A 16,860-nucleotide genomic window follows, 5' to 3' on the forward strand; every position below is an offset into this window, starting at 1 on the left:
GCGGCATTCGCGGCCTCCGCTTGAAATCACACCCGCTTGTCCCCATCTCACCCTCAACGTATTTTTACCATTAAAAATGGCATTGTTGAGGTCTATCCACATGAAAGGACAAGAAACGCGTGGTTTTCAGTCAGAAGTTAAACAGCTTCTGCACCTGATGATCCATTCTCTTTATTCCAATAAAGAAATCTTCCTGCGTGAACTCATCTCTAACGCCTCAGATGCGGCGGACAAGCTGCGTTTCCGCGCTCTGTCAAACCCGGACCTGTATGAAGGAGATGGCGAGCTGCGTGTGCGCGTCTCTTTCGATAAAGATAAGCGTACGTTGACCATTGCCGATAACGGCGTGGGGATGAATCGTGATGAGGTGATTGACCACTTAGGCACCATTGCCAAGTCCGGCACCAAATCTTTCCTCGAATCAATGGGGTCCGATCAGGCGAAAGATAGCCAGCTCATTGGTCAGTTTGGCGTAGGCTTCTACTCCGCGTTTATTGTGGCCGATAAAGTGACCGTACGTACTCGTGCGGCAGGTGACAAGCCGGAAAATGGCGTGTTCTGGGAATCGGCAGGCGAAGGCGAATACACCGTTGCCGATATCACCAAAAATGACCGTGGTACGGAAATCACCTTACACCTGCGTGAAGGCGAAGATGAATTCCTCGATGACTGGCGCGTACGCTCGATTATCAGTAAATATTCCGATCACATCGCATTGCCGGTAGAGATTGAAAAACGGGAAGAAAAAGACGGCGAAACCGTGATTTCCTGGGAGAAAATCAACAAGGCCCAGGCGTTGTGGACCCGTAACAAGTCGGAAATTAAAGACGACGAGTACAACGAGTTTTACAAGCACATCGCGCATGATTTCACCGATCCGCTGACCTGGAGCCACAACCGCGTGGAAGGTAAGCAGGAGTACACCAGCCTGCTGTATATCCCGTCGCAGGCGCCGTGGGATCTGTGGAACCGCGATCACAAACATGGTCTGAAGCTGTACGTACAGCGCGTGTTCATTATGGACGATGCCGAGCAGTTCATGCCGAACTATCTGCGTTTCGTGCGCGGCCTGATTGATTCTAACGACCTGCCGTTGAACGTCTCCCGTGAAATCCTGCAGGACAGCACGGTAACGCGTAATCTGCGTAGCGCTCTGACCAAACGCGTTCTGCAAATGTTGGAAAAACTGGCGAAAGACGACGCGGAAAAATACCAAACCTTCTGGAAACAGTTCGGTCTGGTGCTGAAAGAAGGCCCGGCGGAAGATCACGCCAACCAGGAAGCGATCGCTAAACTGTTGCGCTTTGCCTCCACCCATACCGACTCTTCCGCCCAGACCGTGTCGCTGGAAGATTACGTCTCCCGGATGAAAGAAGGGCAGGAAAAAATCTACTACATCACCGCAGACAGCTATGCGGCGGCGAAAAACAGCCCGCACCTGGAACTGCTGCGTAAGAAAGGCATCGAAGTGCTGCTGCTCTCCGATCGCATCGACGAGTGGATGATGAACTACCTGACCGAGTTTGACGGTAAAGCATTCCAGTCGGTCGCTAAAGCCGATGAGTCCATCGAAAAACTGGCGGATGAAGTCGACGAAAATGCGAAAGAAGCGGAAAAGGCGCTTGAGCCGTTCGTGGAGCGTGTCAAAACCCTGCTGGGCGATCGCGTGAAAGAGGTGCGTCTGACGCATCGTTTAACCGACACGCCGGCGATTGTCACCACCGATGCGGATGAAATGAGCACCCAGATGGCGAAGCTGTTCGCCGCGGCCGGTCAGTCCGTGCCGGAAGTGAAATACATCTTTGAGCTCAACCCGGATCATGTGCTGGTCAAACGCACTGCCGATACCGAGGATGAAGCGCAGTTTAAAGAGTGGGTCGAGCTGCTGCTGGATCAGGCGCTGTTCGCTGAACGCGGTACGCTGGAAGATCCGAACCAGTTTATCCGCCGTATGAACCAGTTGCTGGTGTCCTGATAACGCTCATCTGACTGCCGGATGGCGACGTGAAACGTCTTATCCGGCCTACGGACGGGTACTGTTTTGTGACTGCCGGATGGCGACGCGAAGCGTCTTATCCGGCCTACGGGCGAGTACTGTTTTGTGACTGCCGGATGGCGACGCGAAGCATCTTATCCGGCCTACGGACGAGTATTGTTTTGTGACTGCCGGATGGCGACGCGAAGCATCTTATCCGGCCTACGGGCGAGTACTGTTTGTAGGCCGGATAAGCGCCAGCGCCATCCGGCATTTTTTATAATACCTTCTCTTTTCTGGATTTCTCTTCGTTAACCGTTTCAGCATCAGGCGGCTTCCTTGAGCGAAATGCGTGATGGTGGTATCGTTTAGCGCTTTTTAAAAAATATCGACAACCTTTGAGGGGATTTTCGTAATGCGTATTATTCTGCTTGGCGCTCCGGGCGCGGGTAAAGGAACTCAGGCTCAGTTCATCATGGAGAAATATGGTATTCCGCAAATCTCCACTGGCGATATGCTGCGCGCCGCAGTGAAATCAGGCTCCGAGTTGGGCAAACAGGCGAAAGATATCATGGACGCCGGTAAACTGGTGACCGATGAACTGGTGATTGCGCTGGTTAAAGAGCGTATCGCCCAGGAAGACTGCCGTAACGGTTTTCTGCTGGACGGTTTCCCGCGCACGATCCCGCAGGCTGACGCGATGAAAGAAGCGGGTATTGTCGTGGATTACGTGCTGGAATTCGACGTACCGGACGAACTGATCGTTGATCGTATTGTGGGTCGTCGCGTACACGCCGCCTCTGGCCGCGTTTACCACGTAAAGTTTAATCCGCCGAAAGTGGAAGGCAAAGATGACGTCACCGGCGAAGATCTGACCACCCGTAAAGACGATCAGGAAGAGACCGTTCGCAAACGTCTGGTGGAATATCATCAGATGACCGCGCCGCTGATTGGCTACTACCAGAAAGAAGCGGAAGCGGGCAACACCAAATACGCTAAAGTTGACGGTACGCAGGCCGTTGCCGACGTGCGCGCAGCGCTGGAAAAAATCCTCGGTTAATTTTTTCGCGTAGTGAACCGCTTATCAGGCCTGCCATTATCCCGCAGGCCTGATAAGCGTAGCGCCATCAGGCAATCGGTGCCGGATGGCGGCCTGAACGCCTTATCCGGCCTACTGGTATCGTTAGCGCCATTCGGCAAATTCTCGTCTTACCTCTCGCAGCAATTAGTTCTTCTTTATCGCTTTTCCGCTACAATTATCAACAATTTGAATAGATAAGAGGCGGCAATGCGTCAGACGAAAACCGGTATCCTGCTGGCTAACCTTGGCACGCCAGATGCCCCAACTCCCGAAGCGGTAAAGCGCTACCTGAAACAATTTTTAAGCGACAGACGCGTGGTGGATACTCCTCGTCTGCTGTGGTGGCCGCTGCTGCGTGGCGTTATTTTACCGCTGCGTTCGCCGCGCGTCGCGAAACTCTATCAATCTATCTGGATGGATGGCGGTTCGCCGCTCATGGTATATAGCCGCGAACAGCAACAGGCGCTGGCCGCGCGGTTGCCAGACACGCCCGTCGCGCTGGGGATGAGCTACGGCTCGCCCTCGCTGGAAAGCGCTGTCGATGAACTGTTAGCAAGCGACGTCGACCATATCGTCGTGCTGCCGTTGTACCCGCAATACTCTTGCTCAACGGTGGGCGCAGTCTGGGACGAACTGGGGCGGATACTGGCGCGTAAACGTCGTATTCCCGGTATCTCATTTATTCGCGATTACGCGGATGACGGCGCTTATATCGATGCGCTGGCGAAAAGCGCGCGTGAGTCGTTCGCCAGACACGGCGAGCCGGATTTACTTCTGCTCTCCTATCACGGCATTCCACAACGTTATGCGGATGAAGGCGATGACTACCCGCAGCGCTGTCGCGATACCACGCGCGAACTGGTTTCCGCATTGGGACTGCCGCCGGAAAAGGTAATGATGACGTTCCAGTCGCGCTTTGGCCGTGAACCGTGGCTGACGCCGTACACCGATGAAACGCTAAAAATGTTGGGTGAAAAGGGGACTGGCCATATTCAGGTCATGTGTCCGGGATTTGCCGCGGATTGTCTGGAGACGCTGGAAGAGATAGCGGAACAGAACCGCGAGATTTTCCTTGAAGCGGGCGGTAAAAAATATGCGTACATTCCGGCGCTGAACGCGACGCCGGAACATATTGATATGATGCTGAAACTCACGGCGCCGTACCGTTAACGCGGCGTCTTCATCCTCGCCATAAAGAATCGCGCGCCGTCCTGCAAGGCATCGTCGGCGATTGTCATCATTCGCGAATAGTGCAGAAAGGCGTGCAGCGTGCCGGGATACATTTTGTATTCGCAGGGCTGCTGGTGCGCCTGTAATGTCTGGTGCAGCAAGCGGCTGTCATCAATGAGCGGATCAAACTCCGCGCTGGCAATAAAGCAGGGCGGCACATCGCGCGTGAGATCGTTATTAAACAGACAATACCAGGGCGATTCCCGATCTTCATCGTTACGCAGATAGGCCTTTTCGTACATGTCCAGATCTTCACGCGTCAGGCCGTCCCACGCGCCGCCGAACAGACGGCGGCTTACCGAATCTTGCAACCCATACAGCCCATACCACAACAGAATCGCGATAACGTTACCGCAGCGAATGTGCTTATCACGTAACCAGAGCGCGCTGGCAAGCGCCAGCATGGCGCCTGCGGAATCCCCGGCGAAACCGATTTTCTCCACGTTGAGCGAGTATTCATCGGCATGTTGAGAGAAGTAGCTGCATACCGCGACGGTTTCTTCAATGGCCTGCGGATAACGTGCTTGCGGCGACAGCGAATAATCAATACCGATCACGGTGCAGCCGGTATAACGCGCCAGCAGACGCATTATCCGGTCATGCGTATCCAAGTTACCGAGGATAAATCCGCCGCCGTGCAGATAGTATAAGGTGGCCTGACTGGTCGGCTGCGGCGAGTAGAGCCGGGTTGTTACATCGCCATAAGGCGTAGGGACGGCGCAGGTGCGGGTGGTCATGGACGGCGCGTCGGCATTCCAGAAACGGCGCTCAAGAAGATAATACTGACGCTGGGTCTCAATATCGCCATCGGCAGGCCAGGGGGGAAGGCCTGGTTGCTGGAAGTTTACGACGGCTGTCATTTCGTCAGACAGTCGGGTGAGTACGGGAATTTTATTTTCCGGCTTCATAAAACGCTCCTTGTGAAAGTGAACCATTGTAAAAAACGCGGCTGGAGAAACTGCGATCTCGTCGTCCGATATTGAAACGCCATCGTCCGTCGCGCGCAGCAGGGGGAATGTGCTACCATGCAGCGCTCCGTTATTCATCCGTAAGCACAATCATGAAATTTCCCGGTAAACGTAAATCCAAACACTATTTTCCCGTCAATGCGCGTGACCCGTTGTTGCAACAAATTCAGCCAGAACAGGAAACCAACGCCTCCTGGGTCGTCGGTATCGACCAGACGTTGGTGGATATTGAGGCGAAAGTGGATGACGATTTTATTACACGCTATGGATTAAGCGCCGGGCATTCTCTGGTGATAGAAGACGAGGTGGCGGAGAAGCTGTATCAGGAACTGACGCGGGAAAATTTGATCACCCATCAGTTTGCTGGCGGCACTATAGGCAATACGATGCATAATTACTCGGTACTGGCGGATGACCGTTCGGTGTTACTGGGCGTGATGTGCAGCAACATTGAGATTGGCAGCTACGCTTATCGCTACCTGTGTAATACTTCCAGCCGTACCGACCTGAATTATCTGCAAGCGGTAGATGGCCCGATTGGCCGCTGTTTCACGCTGATTGGCGAATCCGGCGAGCGTACCTTCGCTATCAGCCCCGGCCATATGAATCAGTTACGGGCGGAAAGTATTCCGGAAGCGGTGATCGCTGGCGCTTCCGCGCTGGTGTTGACCTCATATCTGGTGCGCTGTAAGCCTGGCGAACCGATGCCTGACGCGACGATGAAAGCGATCGAATACGCGAAAAAGCATAACGTGCCGGTTGTCATGACGCTGGGCACCAAATTTGTGATCGCCGATAATCCGCAGTGGTGGCAGGCGTTTCTCAAAGAGAATGTCTCGATTCTGGCAATGAATGAAGAAGAAGCGGAAGCGCTGACCGGCGAAAACGACCCGCTGCTGGCGGCGGATAAGGCGCTGGACTGGGTCGACCTGGTGTTATGCACCGCCGGACCGATAGGGTTATATATGGCAGGCTTCACCGAAGAGGAAGCAAAACGTAAAACCCAGCATCCGCTGCTGCCGGGGGCTATTGCTGAATTTAACCAGTATGAATTTAGCCGGGCAATGCGCCATAAAGATTGTATTAATCCGCTGCGCGTTTATTCGCATATTGCGCCGTATATGGGCGGGCCGGAAAAAATCATGAACACCAACGGCGCGGGCGATGGCGCGCTGGCGGCGCTGCTGCACGATATTACGGCGAACAGTTACCATCGTAGCAACGTACCGAACTCCAGTAAGCACAAATTCACCTGGCTGACCTATTCGTCGCTGGCGCAGGTGTGTAAATATGCTAACCGTGTCAGTTATCAGGTACTGAACCAGCATTCTCCGCGTCTGACACGCGGGCTGCCGGAGCGTGAGGACAGCCTGGAAGAGTCGTACTGGGATCGCTAATCTGGCTTGCCCGATAGCGCTGCGCGCATCGGGCCGTCCGGCAAACCCTTAACTGGCGACGACTTCACCTGCGGGCGGCGTTTCAAGCAGTTCCAACATCGCCCGGGCAATTTCTCGCTCGCCCATCACTACCTGATTGGCTCCCCGCTCGGTAATATATTTCACTTCATCATCATAGTGCGCGCGGGCGATTATCTCGATATCAGGACTTTTTTCCCGCGCTGAGGCGACAATCTCACCGGCTTCGTAACCGTTGGGGATGGTCAATAACAGCCAGCGGGCGCAGTCCAGATGCGCCAGATTCATGATTTCTTCGTTAGCGGCGTTGCCCAGCACGGCGCGAATCCCGCGTTCGCGCAGTTCATCCACGCGGGTACGGGACGTTTCGATAACCACTAGCGGAATCCCCGCCGCCAGTAATTTTTCTCCCAGCAGACTGCCTACGCGGCCAAAACCCACCAGCAGGGCATGATTACAGATATCCACCGGAATTTGCTTCTCTTCTTCGATAGCCTCTTCCAGAGTTTGCTCTTCCAGCGTTTCGGTTTTCGCCAGATACTTCTCCAGCAGGGTAAACAGTACGGGATTAAGCATAATCGACAAAATAGCGCCTGCCAGCACCAGGTTCTGTCCCGCTTGCGGCAGCAGGTTGAGCGCCATGCCGAGTCCGGCGAGAATAAAGGCGAACTCGCCGATTTGCGCCAGGCTGGCGGCAATGGTCAGCGCGGTTCGCGGCGAGTGGCCGAACATACGCACCAGGAAAAACGCAGCGATCGATTTGCCAAAGACGATAATGGCAAGCGTCGCCAACACCGCCAGCGGCTGTTGAATCAAGACTAACGGATCGAACAACATGCCGACGGAAACAAAAAACAGGACGGCAAAGGCGTCGCGCAGCGGCAACGTATCGTGCGCCGCCCGGTGACTCAGTTCTGACTCATTAAGCACCATTCCAGCGAAGAACGCGCCCAGCGCAAAAGAGACGTCAAACAGTTCTACCGCGCCAAACGCAATGCCTAACGCCAGCGCCAGTACGGAAAGGGTAAATAATTCGCGCGAGCCGGTGGCGGCGCTGCGGGCCATAATCCACGGCACCAGGCGGCGTCCGACCAGCATCATGATGGCGATAAACGCCACCACTTTACCAATGGTTATCCCCATATCGACTGTCAGCGAGGCTATGCCGACATCGCCTTTTTCCACCATGCCGGCAACGGCGGGCAGCAAGACCAGCGTCAGCACCATCACCAGATCTTCGACAATCAGCCAGCCGATGGCGATTTGTCCGCGCTGGCTATCAAGGAGTTGTCGCTCCTCAAGCGCGCGCAGCAGGACGACGGTACTGGCGGTAGACAGACAGAGCCCAAAAACGATGCCGGTCATTAATGACCATCCCAGCACGGCGGAAAGCGCCATACCCAGCAGCGTCGCCACCGCTATCTGAGCGACAGCGCCGGGAATGGCGATAGACTTTACCGCCATCAAATCCTTCAGCGAAAAATGCAGCCCGACGCCGAACATCAATAGAATCACGCCGAGCTCCGCCAGCTCCGGCGCCAGTTTGGTATCCGCAACAAAACCAGGGGTAAAAGGTCCCGCCAGAACGCCCGCTAACAGATATCCCACCAGTGGAGAAATACGCAATTTGTTGGCAATCATGCCGAGAATAAAAGCGAGCACAAGGCCGCCGACAATGGTGGTGATAAGCGGGGTAGCGTGATGCATTCCGTCTCCTTTGGTTGCTGGACTCCAAAACTCCGGGTAATAGTTTATGACAATTTCAATCAGGATGTTTATAAAAAATGGTTGTGTTTTATAAAAAGATACAATCTGACGGTAAAAAGAGCACGGAACGGAAAAGTGATAAGTATGGGATGGGCAAAGCATGATGGCATCGGGATGTACAGGCGGTTAAAGCGTACCTTTAACCGCCATAAAATCACGCTTTATGTCGATTATCAGGTAAGAATATGGTCAGTATCCCCAGAAGCGGCAGGAAAGCACAGATTTTATAAACTAAATAGATACTGGTATGGTCGGCAATCAGCCCCAGCACCGCTGCGCCCAGGCCTCCCATCCCGAAGGCAAACCCGAAAAACAGGCCGGAAACCATACCGATGCGTCCTGGCAGCAGCTCCTGGGCATACACCAGAATGGCGGAAAACGCCGACGCGAGAATAAAGCCGATAATCACCGTTAAAATCCCCGTCCAGTACAGTGTGGCGTAGGGTAAAACAAGGGTAAACGGCGCGACGCCGAGAATAGAGCCCCAAATCACATATTTCCTGCCGATTTTGTCGCCCACCGGCCCGCCGATTACCGTCCCGGCAGCCACCGCAAACAGGAAGGCAAACAGATGGAGCTGCGCGTTTTGTATTGATAATCCGAATTTTTGCATCAGATAAAAGGTGTAATAGCTACTGATGCTCGCCATATAGAAATATTTCGAGAAAATGAGTAGCAATAATACGCTGACCGCCAGCACGACTTTATTGCGCGGCAGCGGGTTAGCGATTATCGCTTTTGGCTTGCCTTTCGCTATCCGGTGCTGGGCGGCATACCAGCGGCTGATCTGCGCCAGCACCACGATCGCCAGCAGCGCGGCCAGCACAAACCAGGCGACATTCCCTTTGCCATAGGGCGCGATAATCACGGCGGCCAGCAGCGGGCCCAATGAACTGCCGAAGTTTCCGCCGACCTGGAAGATAGACTGCGCCAGACCATGACGTCCGCCGGAGGCCATGCGCGCCACGCGGGACGATTCCGGGTGAAAAACGGACGAGCCGGTACCCACCAGCGCCGCAGCGAGCAATACGCCGCCAAAACTTCCCGCCATTGCCAGCAGTACCAGCCCGCTCAGGGTAAAACACATGCCGACAGGCAGCGACCACGGCATGGGATACTTATCCGTCCAGTAGCCGACGACCGGTTGCAGCAGCGATGAGGCGAGCTGGAACGTCAGGGTGATCAAACCTATCTGGACGAAGGTCAGCGAGAACTCCGCCTGCAACAGGGGATAAATGGCTAAGATTAGCGACTGGATCATATCGTTCAGCAGATGGGAAAGACTGATCGCGCCCAAAATACCAAACGAAGTACGTGCTTTAGCGGCCGCTGCGGGCGCGCCGGCTAACGGCTGGGTTGGTTCACTCATGGCCATAGAAAGTCACTTAAATTTTATGCGATGTTGGAGATAGTAGGATGTGTAATTATTACTTGCCTAACATACCTGTGAAATGTGTTTGAAGGAAGTCTCAATTCTGAAAACATATTTGTCTATTATTGCAAGGAAAGGTAATTTCTGCGGTTGATATTGAGTCAGGGAGAGAAAGATGAAATTTTTGAAACGGGGTGTGGCGCTGGCGTTACTGGCGGCGTTCGCGCTGACGACTCAGCCTGCACAGGCTTACGAAAAAGATAAAACCTATAAAATTACTATCCTGCATACCAACGATCACCACGGTCACTTCTGGCGCAGCGAATATGGCGAATATGGTCTGGCGGCGCAAAAAACGCTGGTGGACAGTATCCGTAAAGAGGTGGCGCAAGAGGGGGGAAGCGTCCTGTTGTTATCCGGCGGCGACATTAATACCGGGGTGCCGGAATCCGATCTCCAGGATGCGGAGCCCGATTTCCGCGGGATGAATCTGATTGGCTACGACGCTATGGCCGTCGGTAATCATGAGTTTGATAACCCGCTCACCGTATTGCGCCAGCAGGAAAAGTGGGCGAAGTTTCCCTTTCTTTCCGCCAATATTTATCAAAAAAGTACCGGCGAGCGTCTGTTTAAGCCGTGGGCTATTTTTACACGCCAGGATATAAAAATCGCGGTAATTGGCTTAACCACCGATGACACGGCGAAAATAGGCAACCCGGAATATTTCACCGATATTGAGTTTCGTAAACCTGCTGAAGAAGCAAAGGTGGTGATTCAGGAACTTAATATGAATGAAAAACCGGACGTGATTATCGCGACCACGCATATGGGACATTATGACAACGGCGATCACGGTTCGAATGCGCCGGGCGACGTTGAGATGGCGCGTAGCCTGCCTGCCGGTTCGCTGGCGATGATTGTGGGCGGTCACTCACAAGACCCGGTATGCATGGCGTCGGAAAATAAAAAACAGGTGAATTACGTACCGGGAACGCCCTGCGCGCCGGATAAGCAAAATGGTATCTGGATCGTGCAGGCGCATGAGTGGGGTAAATATGTGGGCCGCGCGGATTTCGAATTCCGTAACGGCGAGATGAAAATGGTTAACTACCAGCTTATTCCGGTAAATCTCAAGAAAAAAGTGACCTGGGATAACGGGAAAAGCGAGCGTGTGCTTTACACGCCGGAAATCGCAGAAAATCCGCAAATGCTCTCGTTATTAACGCCGTTCCAGAATAAAGGTAAAGCGCAACTGGAGGTGAAAATTGGTAGCGTGAATGGCCTTCTTGAAGGCGATCGCAGTAAGGTCAGATTTGTCCAGACCAATATGGGACGGGTGATTCTGGCTGCGCAGATCGCGCGCACCGGCGCCGATTTTGGCGTGATGAGCGGCGGCGGTATTCGCGACTCGATTGAGGCGGGAGATATTACCTATAAAAGCGTGCTCAAGGTACAGCCGTTCGGCAACATTGTGGTGTATGCCGATATGAGTGGCAAAGAGGTGGTTGATTATCTCACCGCCGTAGCGCAGATGAAGCCGGACTCCGGCGCCTATCCACAGTTCGCCAATGTGAGCTTTGTCGCCAAAGAGGGCAAGCTCACCGATCTGAAAATCAAAGGCGAGCCTGTTGATCCGGCCAAAACCTATCGCATGGCGACGCTGAGTTTCAACGCCACGGGCGGCGATGGTTATCCGCGCATCGATAACAAACCGGGATACGTGAATACCGGGTTTATTGACGCGGAAGTGCTGAAAGAGTTTATTCAGCAGAATTCACCGCTGGATGCGGCGGCGTTTACGCCAAAAGGCGAGGTGAGCTGGCTGTAGCGGCACGGATAGCCATCACTGCCTGATGGCGAGCAGCCTTAAGGCCTACGGATTATGTCTGCTGTAGGCCGGATAAGGCGTTTGCGCCGCTATCCGGCAATGTATTTTACGCAGGCTTAATCCCGACGCGCGATATCAGCGAATTTAGCACCCAGGATGGCGGCCAAATCGTCAGCCGCCAGTTCAATATCCAGCCCGCGTTTACCACCGGAAACATAAATAGTGGCAAACGCGCGGGCAGGCGCGTCAATCAGTGTGGGCAGCCGTTTCTTCTGTCCCAGCGGACTGATCCCGCCGACCAGATATCCCGTGGTGCGTTGCGCCACCATCGGGTCGGCCATATCGACCTTTTTCGCGCCCAGAGCTTTGGCGACTTTTTTCAAATCCAGCTGCCCGGCTACAGGCGTCACGGCGACGGCCAGTTGCTTCATATCGCCATTTACGGCGACCAAAAGCGTTTTATACACCTGATCGGCGTTTAGCCCGAGCTTACGCACCACTTCATCGCCAAAGTTAGTTTCATTCGGATCGTGATCGTAGGTGTGAATGTTAAACGGAATCTTGTTTTTTTCGAGTAACTTAACTGCGGGTGTCATAACGTTCCTTCTTACTACAGACGTGATTTGCCATCAGAATACGCCCGAAAGCGGACTAAAAAATAGTATAATCTTGTGCATTAGGTCTTGGCAGTTGCGGCAACTTTGAGCGACAATCTGAAGATCCGAAGCGAAAGCGTCGGGATAATAATAACGATGAAATTCCTCTTTGACGGGCCAATAGCGATATTGGCCATTTTTTTATTTCAATATTTGCGGTAGGTTGCCTTCGCCGTACAGATGTAGCGCCCCTACGGCTACCACGTAGCGTCCCGGCGGCAGTGCCAGCAGCGCGTCGCGCCAGGCTTCATTGCGTTTCACCATCAGTACATCATACAGCGGTTGGCTAAACGTTCTGGGGAGCGAAGCACCGACGCTGGTCGGCGGCTGTTCAAGCCACCAGCCGATCATCACCTGCAAAAGCCGTGCGTTGGTGTGCCAGTGCGTCAGCGTGTCGTCGAGCAGCGCCATCCCGCCATCGGGCAGATCGCAGAGTAGTTCGAGCTGGTGTTTCGCCCCTTCCAGCTCTTGCACCGGCAGCGACATTTCGCGGGCAGCCTGTAATAGCTGATAATCAATGCCATAGTCCGGGCGCAATCCCAGCCGTTGCGCCTGCGTGGCCTGTAGCACCATAGCTATCTGCCATAAAGGTTGATTATCAAAATGGATCAGCGGCATACCCAACTCGCTGACCCGTTTTTCCAGTGCGCTTAGCTGCCTGGCGCTGAGACGTTCGACCAACGGCGGGCATTTGGGGAGATTGCTGAATGGCGTTTCGTTACCAGAAATATCCGCTTCAACGACCAGCGCATCGGCCTGGCGTAGCTTTTTCACCAGCTTTGCTGGAAGAGGAGCCATATCGCGCGTCCCCATATGAATACTGCCAACCAGATGCAGATGACGACCGCCGGGCAGGGAGAGATCGATAGCAGGCCAACTATTTGGGGTACCACGCAGCGCGCGCCATAAACGTTTAAGTTGATTTAATAACTCCATACGCGCTCCCTTTGAAAAAGCTCATGCTAGCGCGTTGGAGAAAAGGGCGCAATGCGCCCTGACGGGACGTCAACGATCGGTCGGGTTATTCGCTGCCGTCGAGATAGGCCGTTCTGGCGATGGTCATTTCAAGCTGGCATTTATAAATACTGATGCGCTTTTCAGAGGGTATGGCCTCGGATTTGGCATCGCTAAGTTTGCCGCACTGCTGCTCTTTTTTGGTCACCCAGACTCGCTGCTCTTGTTTTAATGCCGTTCGGGCAGAGGCGGGTAGCGATTTCCAGACCTGATTAAGCTCGCGATCTCTACTCTCAAATTTCTTTGCTGCGATTTCAATCAGTGAGTTATTTTTTTTCTTTATAATGCTATCACCAGATACCGTCATTCTTGCCATTACATAAATAGATCGCGCCAATTTATCGGTTTTTTGCACAGTGGTGACAACAATATCTTTGTTGTTGTCTGCTAGCTGAATATTGTAGTTAACCTGTTTCCAGGTCACCGTATTGTTTATTACCTGTCCATCCCCTTGTGAAATATAGAATAGAGTATTTGGTAAGTCTTTCATTAATTTAAACAATGGCTGAGGAATACTCATGGCGACGGTAGCCGAGCAAGTTCGTAGGTTGGCATTTTCTGCTTGAGGGTTCTGCGTGATTACATCACTGAATTGAACAGGAATAGCCCGGAGTTGCTGCTCGTATTGAGTCTGGGGGATATCGAAGAAAAGCGTGGAGGGCTCTTTAATATAGTCTTGCTGTAAACGACCTAATGCTTCATTGTAAATCCACTCTTTTGCCGCCGTGACTGCATTATCGTTGCCACATTTTAACTCTGGAGTGGAATCAAATAACCCTGCATAACTGATGGCGGGAGAAAATAGAAAAAGAAGCGCAACTGCTTTTCTAAACATAAATAACACATCCTTATGATTCAAAAAAACATTATAAAATGTTGATTTTTATTTTTCTACAGGATGTGCGGTTAAATTTTTATATATTGATACGGTAAATTACTGATGGCTTAATAATATATCAGGCAGCTGATGCTGCCTGATATAGCGTTTTTACGCTTTCGGTTTAAAGCGCAATAGCCGGTTGGCATTGCTCACGACGGTAATGGAAGACAGCGCCATTGCCGCGCCCGCTACTACCGGGTTTAACAAGGTACCGGTAAACGGCCACAGAATACCGGCGGCCACCGGGATACCAATGCTGTTGTAGATAAATGCGCCAAGCAGGTTTTGCTTCATATTGCGCAACGTCGCGCGCGAAATGGCCAGCGCATCCGCCACGCCCATCAGACTATGGCGCATCAGCGTAATCGCCGCGGTTTCAATCGCCACATCGCTGCCGCCGCCCATCGCGATACCGACGTCCGCCTGCGCCAGCGCGGGCGCATCGTTGATACCATCGCCGACCATCGCAACCTGACGACCCTGGCTTTGCAGACGTTTAATCGCATCGGCTTTGCCATCCGGCAGAACGCCCGCAATCACTTCATCAATGCCCGCTTCTTTGGCAATCGCGTTAGCCGTCGTTGGGTTATCCCCGGTGAGCATTACCAGACGGTATCCGGCGTTGTGCAGGCGTTCAAGCGCGGCAATACTATCGCTGCGCAATGGATCGCGTACCGCCAGTAACGCCGCCGCTTTACCGTCAATCGCCAGCAGGACCGGAGTCGAGCCTTGCGAGGCCTGCGCGGTGATTTCCGCCGTCATATCATCCGTGGCGACGTGCTGTTCGTTCAGCAACGCCTGGTTCCCCAGAAGCAGTTGATGGCCTTCCGCTTCACCGCTGACGCCCAGTCCGCGCAGAGTTCTGAAACCGTTCACCTGCGGCAGTTTATCGTCGCCGGCTTTTTCCAGAATCGCATGGGCCAGCGGGTGGCTGGAGCCTTGTTCGAGCGCGGCTGCCAGACGTAATGCCTGAGCTTCATCAACGCCGTTAAAGGTTTTTACCGCCACCACTTGCGGCTTGCCTTCCGTCAGCGTCCCGGTTTTATCAAAAACGAGGGTATCCAACGTACTGGCGCGTTGCAGGGCATCGGCGTCGCGTACCAGCACGCCGAATTCGGCAGCGCGGCCTACGCCGGAAATAATCGACATTGGCGTCGCCAGGCCTAATGCGCAAGGGCAGGCGATAATCAGTACGGTGGTAGCGATGACCAGCGTATAAACAATTTGCGGCGCCGGACCGAAGAAATACCAGATAGCGGCGCTGAACAGCGCAATGGCCACGACGACGGGAACGAATACCGCGGAGATTTTATCGGCCAGTTGGCCAATTTCCGGTTTACTGCTCTGCGCCTGGCGTACCATGCGAATAATGCGTGACAGCGTGGTATGACTGCCCACCGCGCTGGCGCGGAACAGGACGCTGCCGTCCTGGACGACGGTGCCGGCATGAACGCTGTCGCCTTCGCCTTTTTGCTGCGGAATGGGTTCGCCGGTCAGCATGGCTTCATCAAGCCACGCTTCGCCCTGGGTAATTTCGCCATCCACCGGCACGCGATCGCCGGTAGTGAGCCGCAGCAGCATCCCTGGCTGAACGTCCGCCAGCGGGACGCTTTTTTCGCCGTCTTCTGTCACGACGCGTGCGGTGGGCGGGGTGAGATCGAGTAATTTTTCCAGCGCTTTTGAGGAACGCTGACGGGCGCGCGCTTCCAGCATGTGTCCGAGATTAATCAAACCGATAATCATCGCGCTGGCTTCGTAATAGAGGTGCCGCGCTTCCATCGGGAACCACTGCGGCCACAGGTTGACGCTCATGGAGTAGAGCCAGGCGACCCCGGTGCCGAGCGCCACCAGCGTATCCATCGTCGCCGTGCCGTTCAGCAGGCTTTTCCACGCGTTACGGTAAAAGTGACCGCCCGCAAAGACCATCACCGCAAGCGTGATCAGGCCAATAGCCAGCCACAGGCTGCGGTTGTCGCCGGTCACCATCATGTTATCGCCGATCATTCCCCAGACCATGACCGGTATACCGACCGCCAGGGCAACGATGGCCTGCCAGCGAAAACGTTTCATGGTGGCGATGGCGGTTTCCTGCTGGCGCTCGCGGCGTTTGATGTCATCTTCAATCGCCTCTGCGCCGTAGCCGGCTTTTTCCACCGCCTGCACTAAATCAGCGGCGGACGCGCTGCCCATCACCAGCGCAGTGCGTTCCGCCAGGTTTACCCGTGCCTGCGTGACGCCCGGTACGCTTTGTAGCGCATGTTGTACGCGGGTGACACAACTGGCGCAGCTCATGCCGCTTAACAGCAACTGTTGGCTTTCTTCATCGGCCGTCGCTACCGGAAGCTCATGAGGAACCGCTGCCAGTGCTTCCGACGGGATTGATGACTCCGTCAGCGGTTTAGCCTTTGGGTGGCTTAACGTCGCGCCATACCCGGCTTGTTTGATGGTTTCAATTAACGCGTCCGCACTGGCGGTACCGGTAACGTGCGCTTCGGTTACGGTAACGTCCGCCAGCTCAACATCCGGACGTTGTTCAAGACTTTCTTTCACGCGTTTAACGCAATGACCGCAGGACAAACCGTCCAGGGTCAGGTCGATAGTTTGAGACATAGTAAAAACTCCTTTATGATTGGTCATCAATTCATTGACCTTAGTAATCGTAGTGACTCACTGT

General features: G+C 53.9%; 12 protein-coding genes. 5 read left to right on the forward strand and 7 right to left on the reverse strand.

Going from position 1 to position 16,860, the window contains the following annotated elements:
- Positions 1-100: 100 nt before the first annotated feature.
- The 3 genes from htpG (at position 101) to hemH (ending at position 4,226) form a co-directional block, all read left to right on the forward strand.
- On the forward strand, positions 101-1,975 hold the full coding sequence (gene htpG, locus ABVM99_RS11260; RefSeq protein WP_001523272.1) for a molecular chaperone HtpG: 1,875 nt from the start codon (positions 101-103) through the stop codon (positions 1,973-1,975).
- 415 nt (positions 1,976-2,390) lie between these two features.
- Complete coding sequence (adk, locus tag ABVM99_RS11265) at positions 2,391-3,035, forward strand: adenylate kinase (RefSeq protein ID WP_001220237.1); 645 nt, start codon at positions 2,391-2,393, stop codon at positions 3,033-3,035.
- A gap of 228 nt (positions 3,036-3,263) precedes the next feature.
- The gene (gene hemH / locus ABVM99_RS11270) at positions 3,264-4,226 is read left to right on the forward strand and encodes a ferrochelatase (protein WP_023195374.1); all 963 of its coding nucleotides are present in this window, start codon (positions 3,264-3,266) and stop codon (positions 4,224-4,226) included.
- On the opposite strand, the gene aes is transcribed toward hemH, so the two are convergent.
- On the reverse strand, positions 4,223-5,194 hold the full coding sequence (aes, locus tag ABVM99_RS11275; RefSeq protein ID WP_000801786.1) for an acetyl esterase: 972 nt from the start codon (positions 5,192-5,194) through the stop codon (positions 4,223-4,225). The two genes, hemH and aes, sit on opposite strands and share 4 nt — an antisense overlap.
- 152 nt (positions 5,195-5,346) lie before the next feature.
- Between aes and gsk the strand changes: the two genes are divergently transcribed.
- The gene (gsk, locus tag ABVM99_RS11280) at positions 5,347-6,651 is read left to right on the forward strand and encodes an inosine/guanosine kinase (protein ID WP_000671592.1); all 1,305 of its coding nucleotides are present in this window, start codon (positions 5,347-5,349) and stop codon (positions 6,649-6,651) included.
- Between the two features lie 48 nt (positions 6,652-6,699).
- Here gsk and ybaL read toward each other — a convergent pair whose 3' ends face one another.
- The gene (gene ybaL / locus ABVM99_RS11285; RefSeq protein WP_000546209.1) at positions 6,700-8,376 is read right to left on the reverse strand and encodes a YbaL family putative K(+) efflux transporter; all 1,677 of its coding nucleotides are present in this window, start codon (positions 8,374-8,376) and stop codon (positions 6,700-6,702) included.
- Positions 8,377-8,590: 214 nt separating this feature from the next.
- Positions 8,591-9,811: an MFS transporter gene (locus ABVM99_RS11290; protein WP_001251593.1), complete on the reverse strand. Its 1,221-nt coding sequence runs from the start codon at positions 9,809-9,811 to the stop codon at positions 8,591-8,593.
- Positions 9,812-9,983: 172 nt separating this feature from the next.
- On the opposite strand from ABVM99_RS11290, the gene ushA reads away from it, so the two are divergent.
- Entirely contained in the window at positions 9,984-11,636 is a 1,653-nt protein-coding gene (ushA, locus tag ABVM99_RS11295) for a bifunctional UDP-sugar hydrolase/5'-nucleotidase UshA (protein ID WP_000670398.1), read from the forward strand.
- Between the two features lie 116 nt (positions 11,637-11,752).
- Here ushA and ybaK read toward each other — a convergent pair whose 3' ends face one another.
- The 4 genes from ybaK to copA form a co-directional block, all read right to left on the reverse strand.
- The gene (gene ybaK / locus ABVM99_RS11300; protein ID WP_000186616.1) at positions 11,753-12,232 is read right to left on the reverse strand and encodes a Cys-tRNA(Pro)/Cys-tRNA(Cys) deacylase YbaK; all 480 of its coding nucleotides are present in this window, start codon (positions 12,230-12,232) and stop codon (positions 11,753-11,755) included.
- Positions 12,233-12,433: 201 nt separating this feature from the next.
- On the reverse strand, positions 12,434-13,228 hold the full coding sequence (locus ABVM99_RS11305; RefSeq protein WP_023195372.1) for a TraB/GumN family protein: 795 nt from the start codon (positions 13,226-13,228) through the stop codon (positions 12,434-12,436).
- A gap of 85 nt (positions 13,229-13,313) precedes the next feature.
- Positions 13,314-14,141 carry a lysozyme inhibitor LprI family protein gene (locus ABVM99_RS11310; protein WP_023195371.1) on the reverse strand — a complete coding sequence of 276 codons (828 nt, stop codon included), beginning with the start codon at positions 14,139-14,141 and terminating at the stop codon, positions 13,314-13,316.
- A gap of 153 nt (positions 14,142-14,294) precedes the next feature.
- Complete coding sequence (gene copA / locus ABVM99_RS11315; RefSeq protein ID WP_000083910.1) at positions 14,295-16,796, reverse strand: copper-exporting P-type ATPase CopA; 2,502 nt, start codon at positions 16,794-16,796, stop codon at positions 14,295-14,297.
- Between the last annotated feature and the right edge of the window lie 64 nt (positions 16,797-16,860).

The sequence above is a fragment of the Salmonella sp. SJTUF15591 genome, from assembly GCF_043356435.1.
GTDB classification, from domain to species: Bacteria; Pseudomonadota; Gammaproteobacteria; order Enterobacterales; family Enterobacteriaceae; genus Salmonella; species Salmonella enterica.

What these genes read in the sequence shown, in the direction of transcription:
- htpG (WP_001523272.1), top strand. Translation starts at nt 101, where the DNA reads ATGAAAGGACAAGAAACGCGTGGTTTTCAGTCAGAAGTTAAACAGCTT.
- adk (WP_001220237.1), top strand. Translation starts at nt 2,391, where the DNA reads ATGCGTATTATTCTGCTTGGCGCTCCGGGCGCGGGTAAAGGAACTCAG.
- hemH (WP_023195374.1), top strand. Translation starts at nt 3,264, where the DNA reads ATGCGTCAGACGAAAACCGGTATCCTGCTGGCTAACCTTGGCACGCCA.
- aes (WP_000801786.1), bottom strand. Translation starts at nt 5,194, where the DNA reads ATGAAGCCGGAAAATAAAATTCCCGTACTCACCCGACTGTCTGACGAA.
- gsk (WP_000671592.1), top strand. Translation starts at nt 5,347, where the DNA reads ATGAAATTTCCCGGTAAACGTAAATCCAAACACTATTTTCCCGTCAAT.
- ybaL (WP_000546209.1), bottom strand. Translation starts at nt 8,376, where the DNA reads ATGCATCACGCTACCCCGCTTATCACCACCATTGTCGGCGGCCTTGTG.
- ABVM99_RS11290 (WP_001251593.1), bottom strand. Translation starts at nt 9,811, where the DNA reads ATGGCCATGAGTGAACCAACCCAGCCGTTAGCCGGCGCGCCCGCAGCG.
- ushA (WP_000670398.1), top strand. Translation starts at nt 9,984, where the DNA reads ATGAAATTTTTGAAACGGGGTGTGGCGCTGGCGTTACTGGCGGCGTTC.
- ybaK (WP_000186616.1), bottom strand. Translation starts at nt 12,232, where the DNA reads ATGACACCCGCAGTTAAGTTACTCGAAAAAAACAAGATTCCGTTTAAC.
- ABVM99_RS11305 (WP_023195372.1), bottom strand. Translation starts at nt 13,228, where the DNA reads ATGGAGTTATTAAATCAACTTAAACGTTTATGGCGCGCGCTGCGTGGT.
- ABVM99_RS11310 (WP_023195371.1), bottom strand. Translation starts at nt 14,141, where the DNA reads ATGTTTAGAAAAGCAGTTGCGCTTCTTTTTCTATTTTCTCCCGCCATC.
- copA (WP_000083910.1), bottom strand. Translation starts at nt 16,796, where the DNA reads ATGTCTCAAACTATCGACCTGACCCTGGACGGTTTGTCCTGCGGTCAT.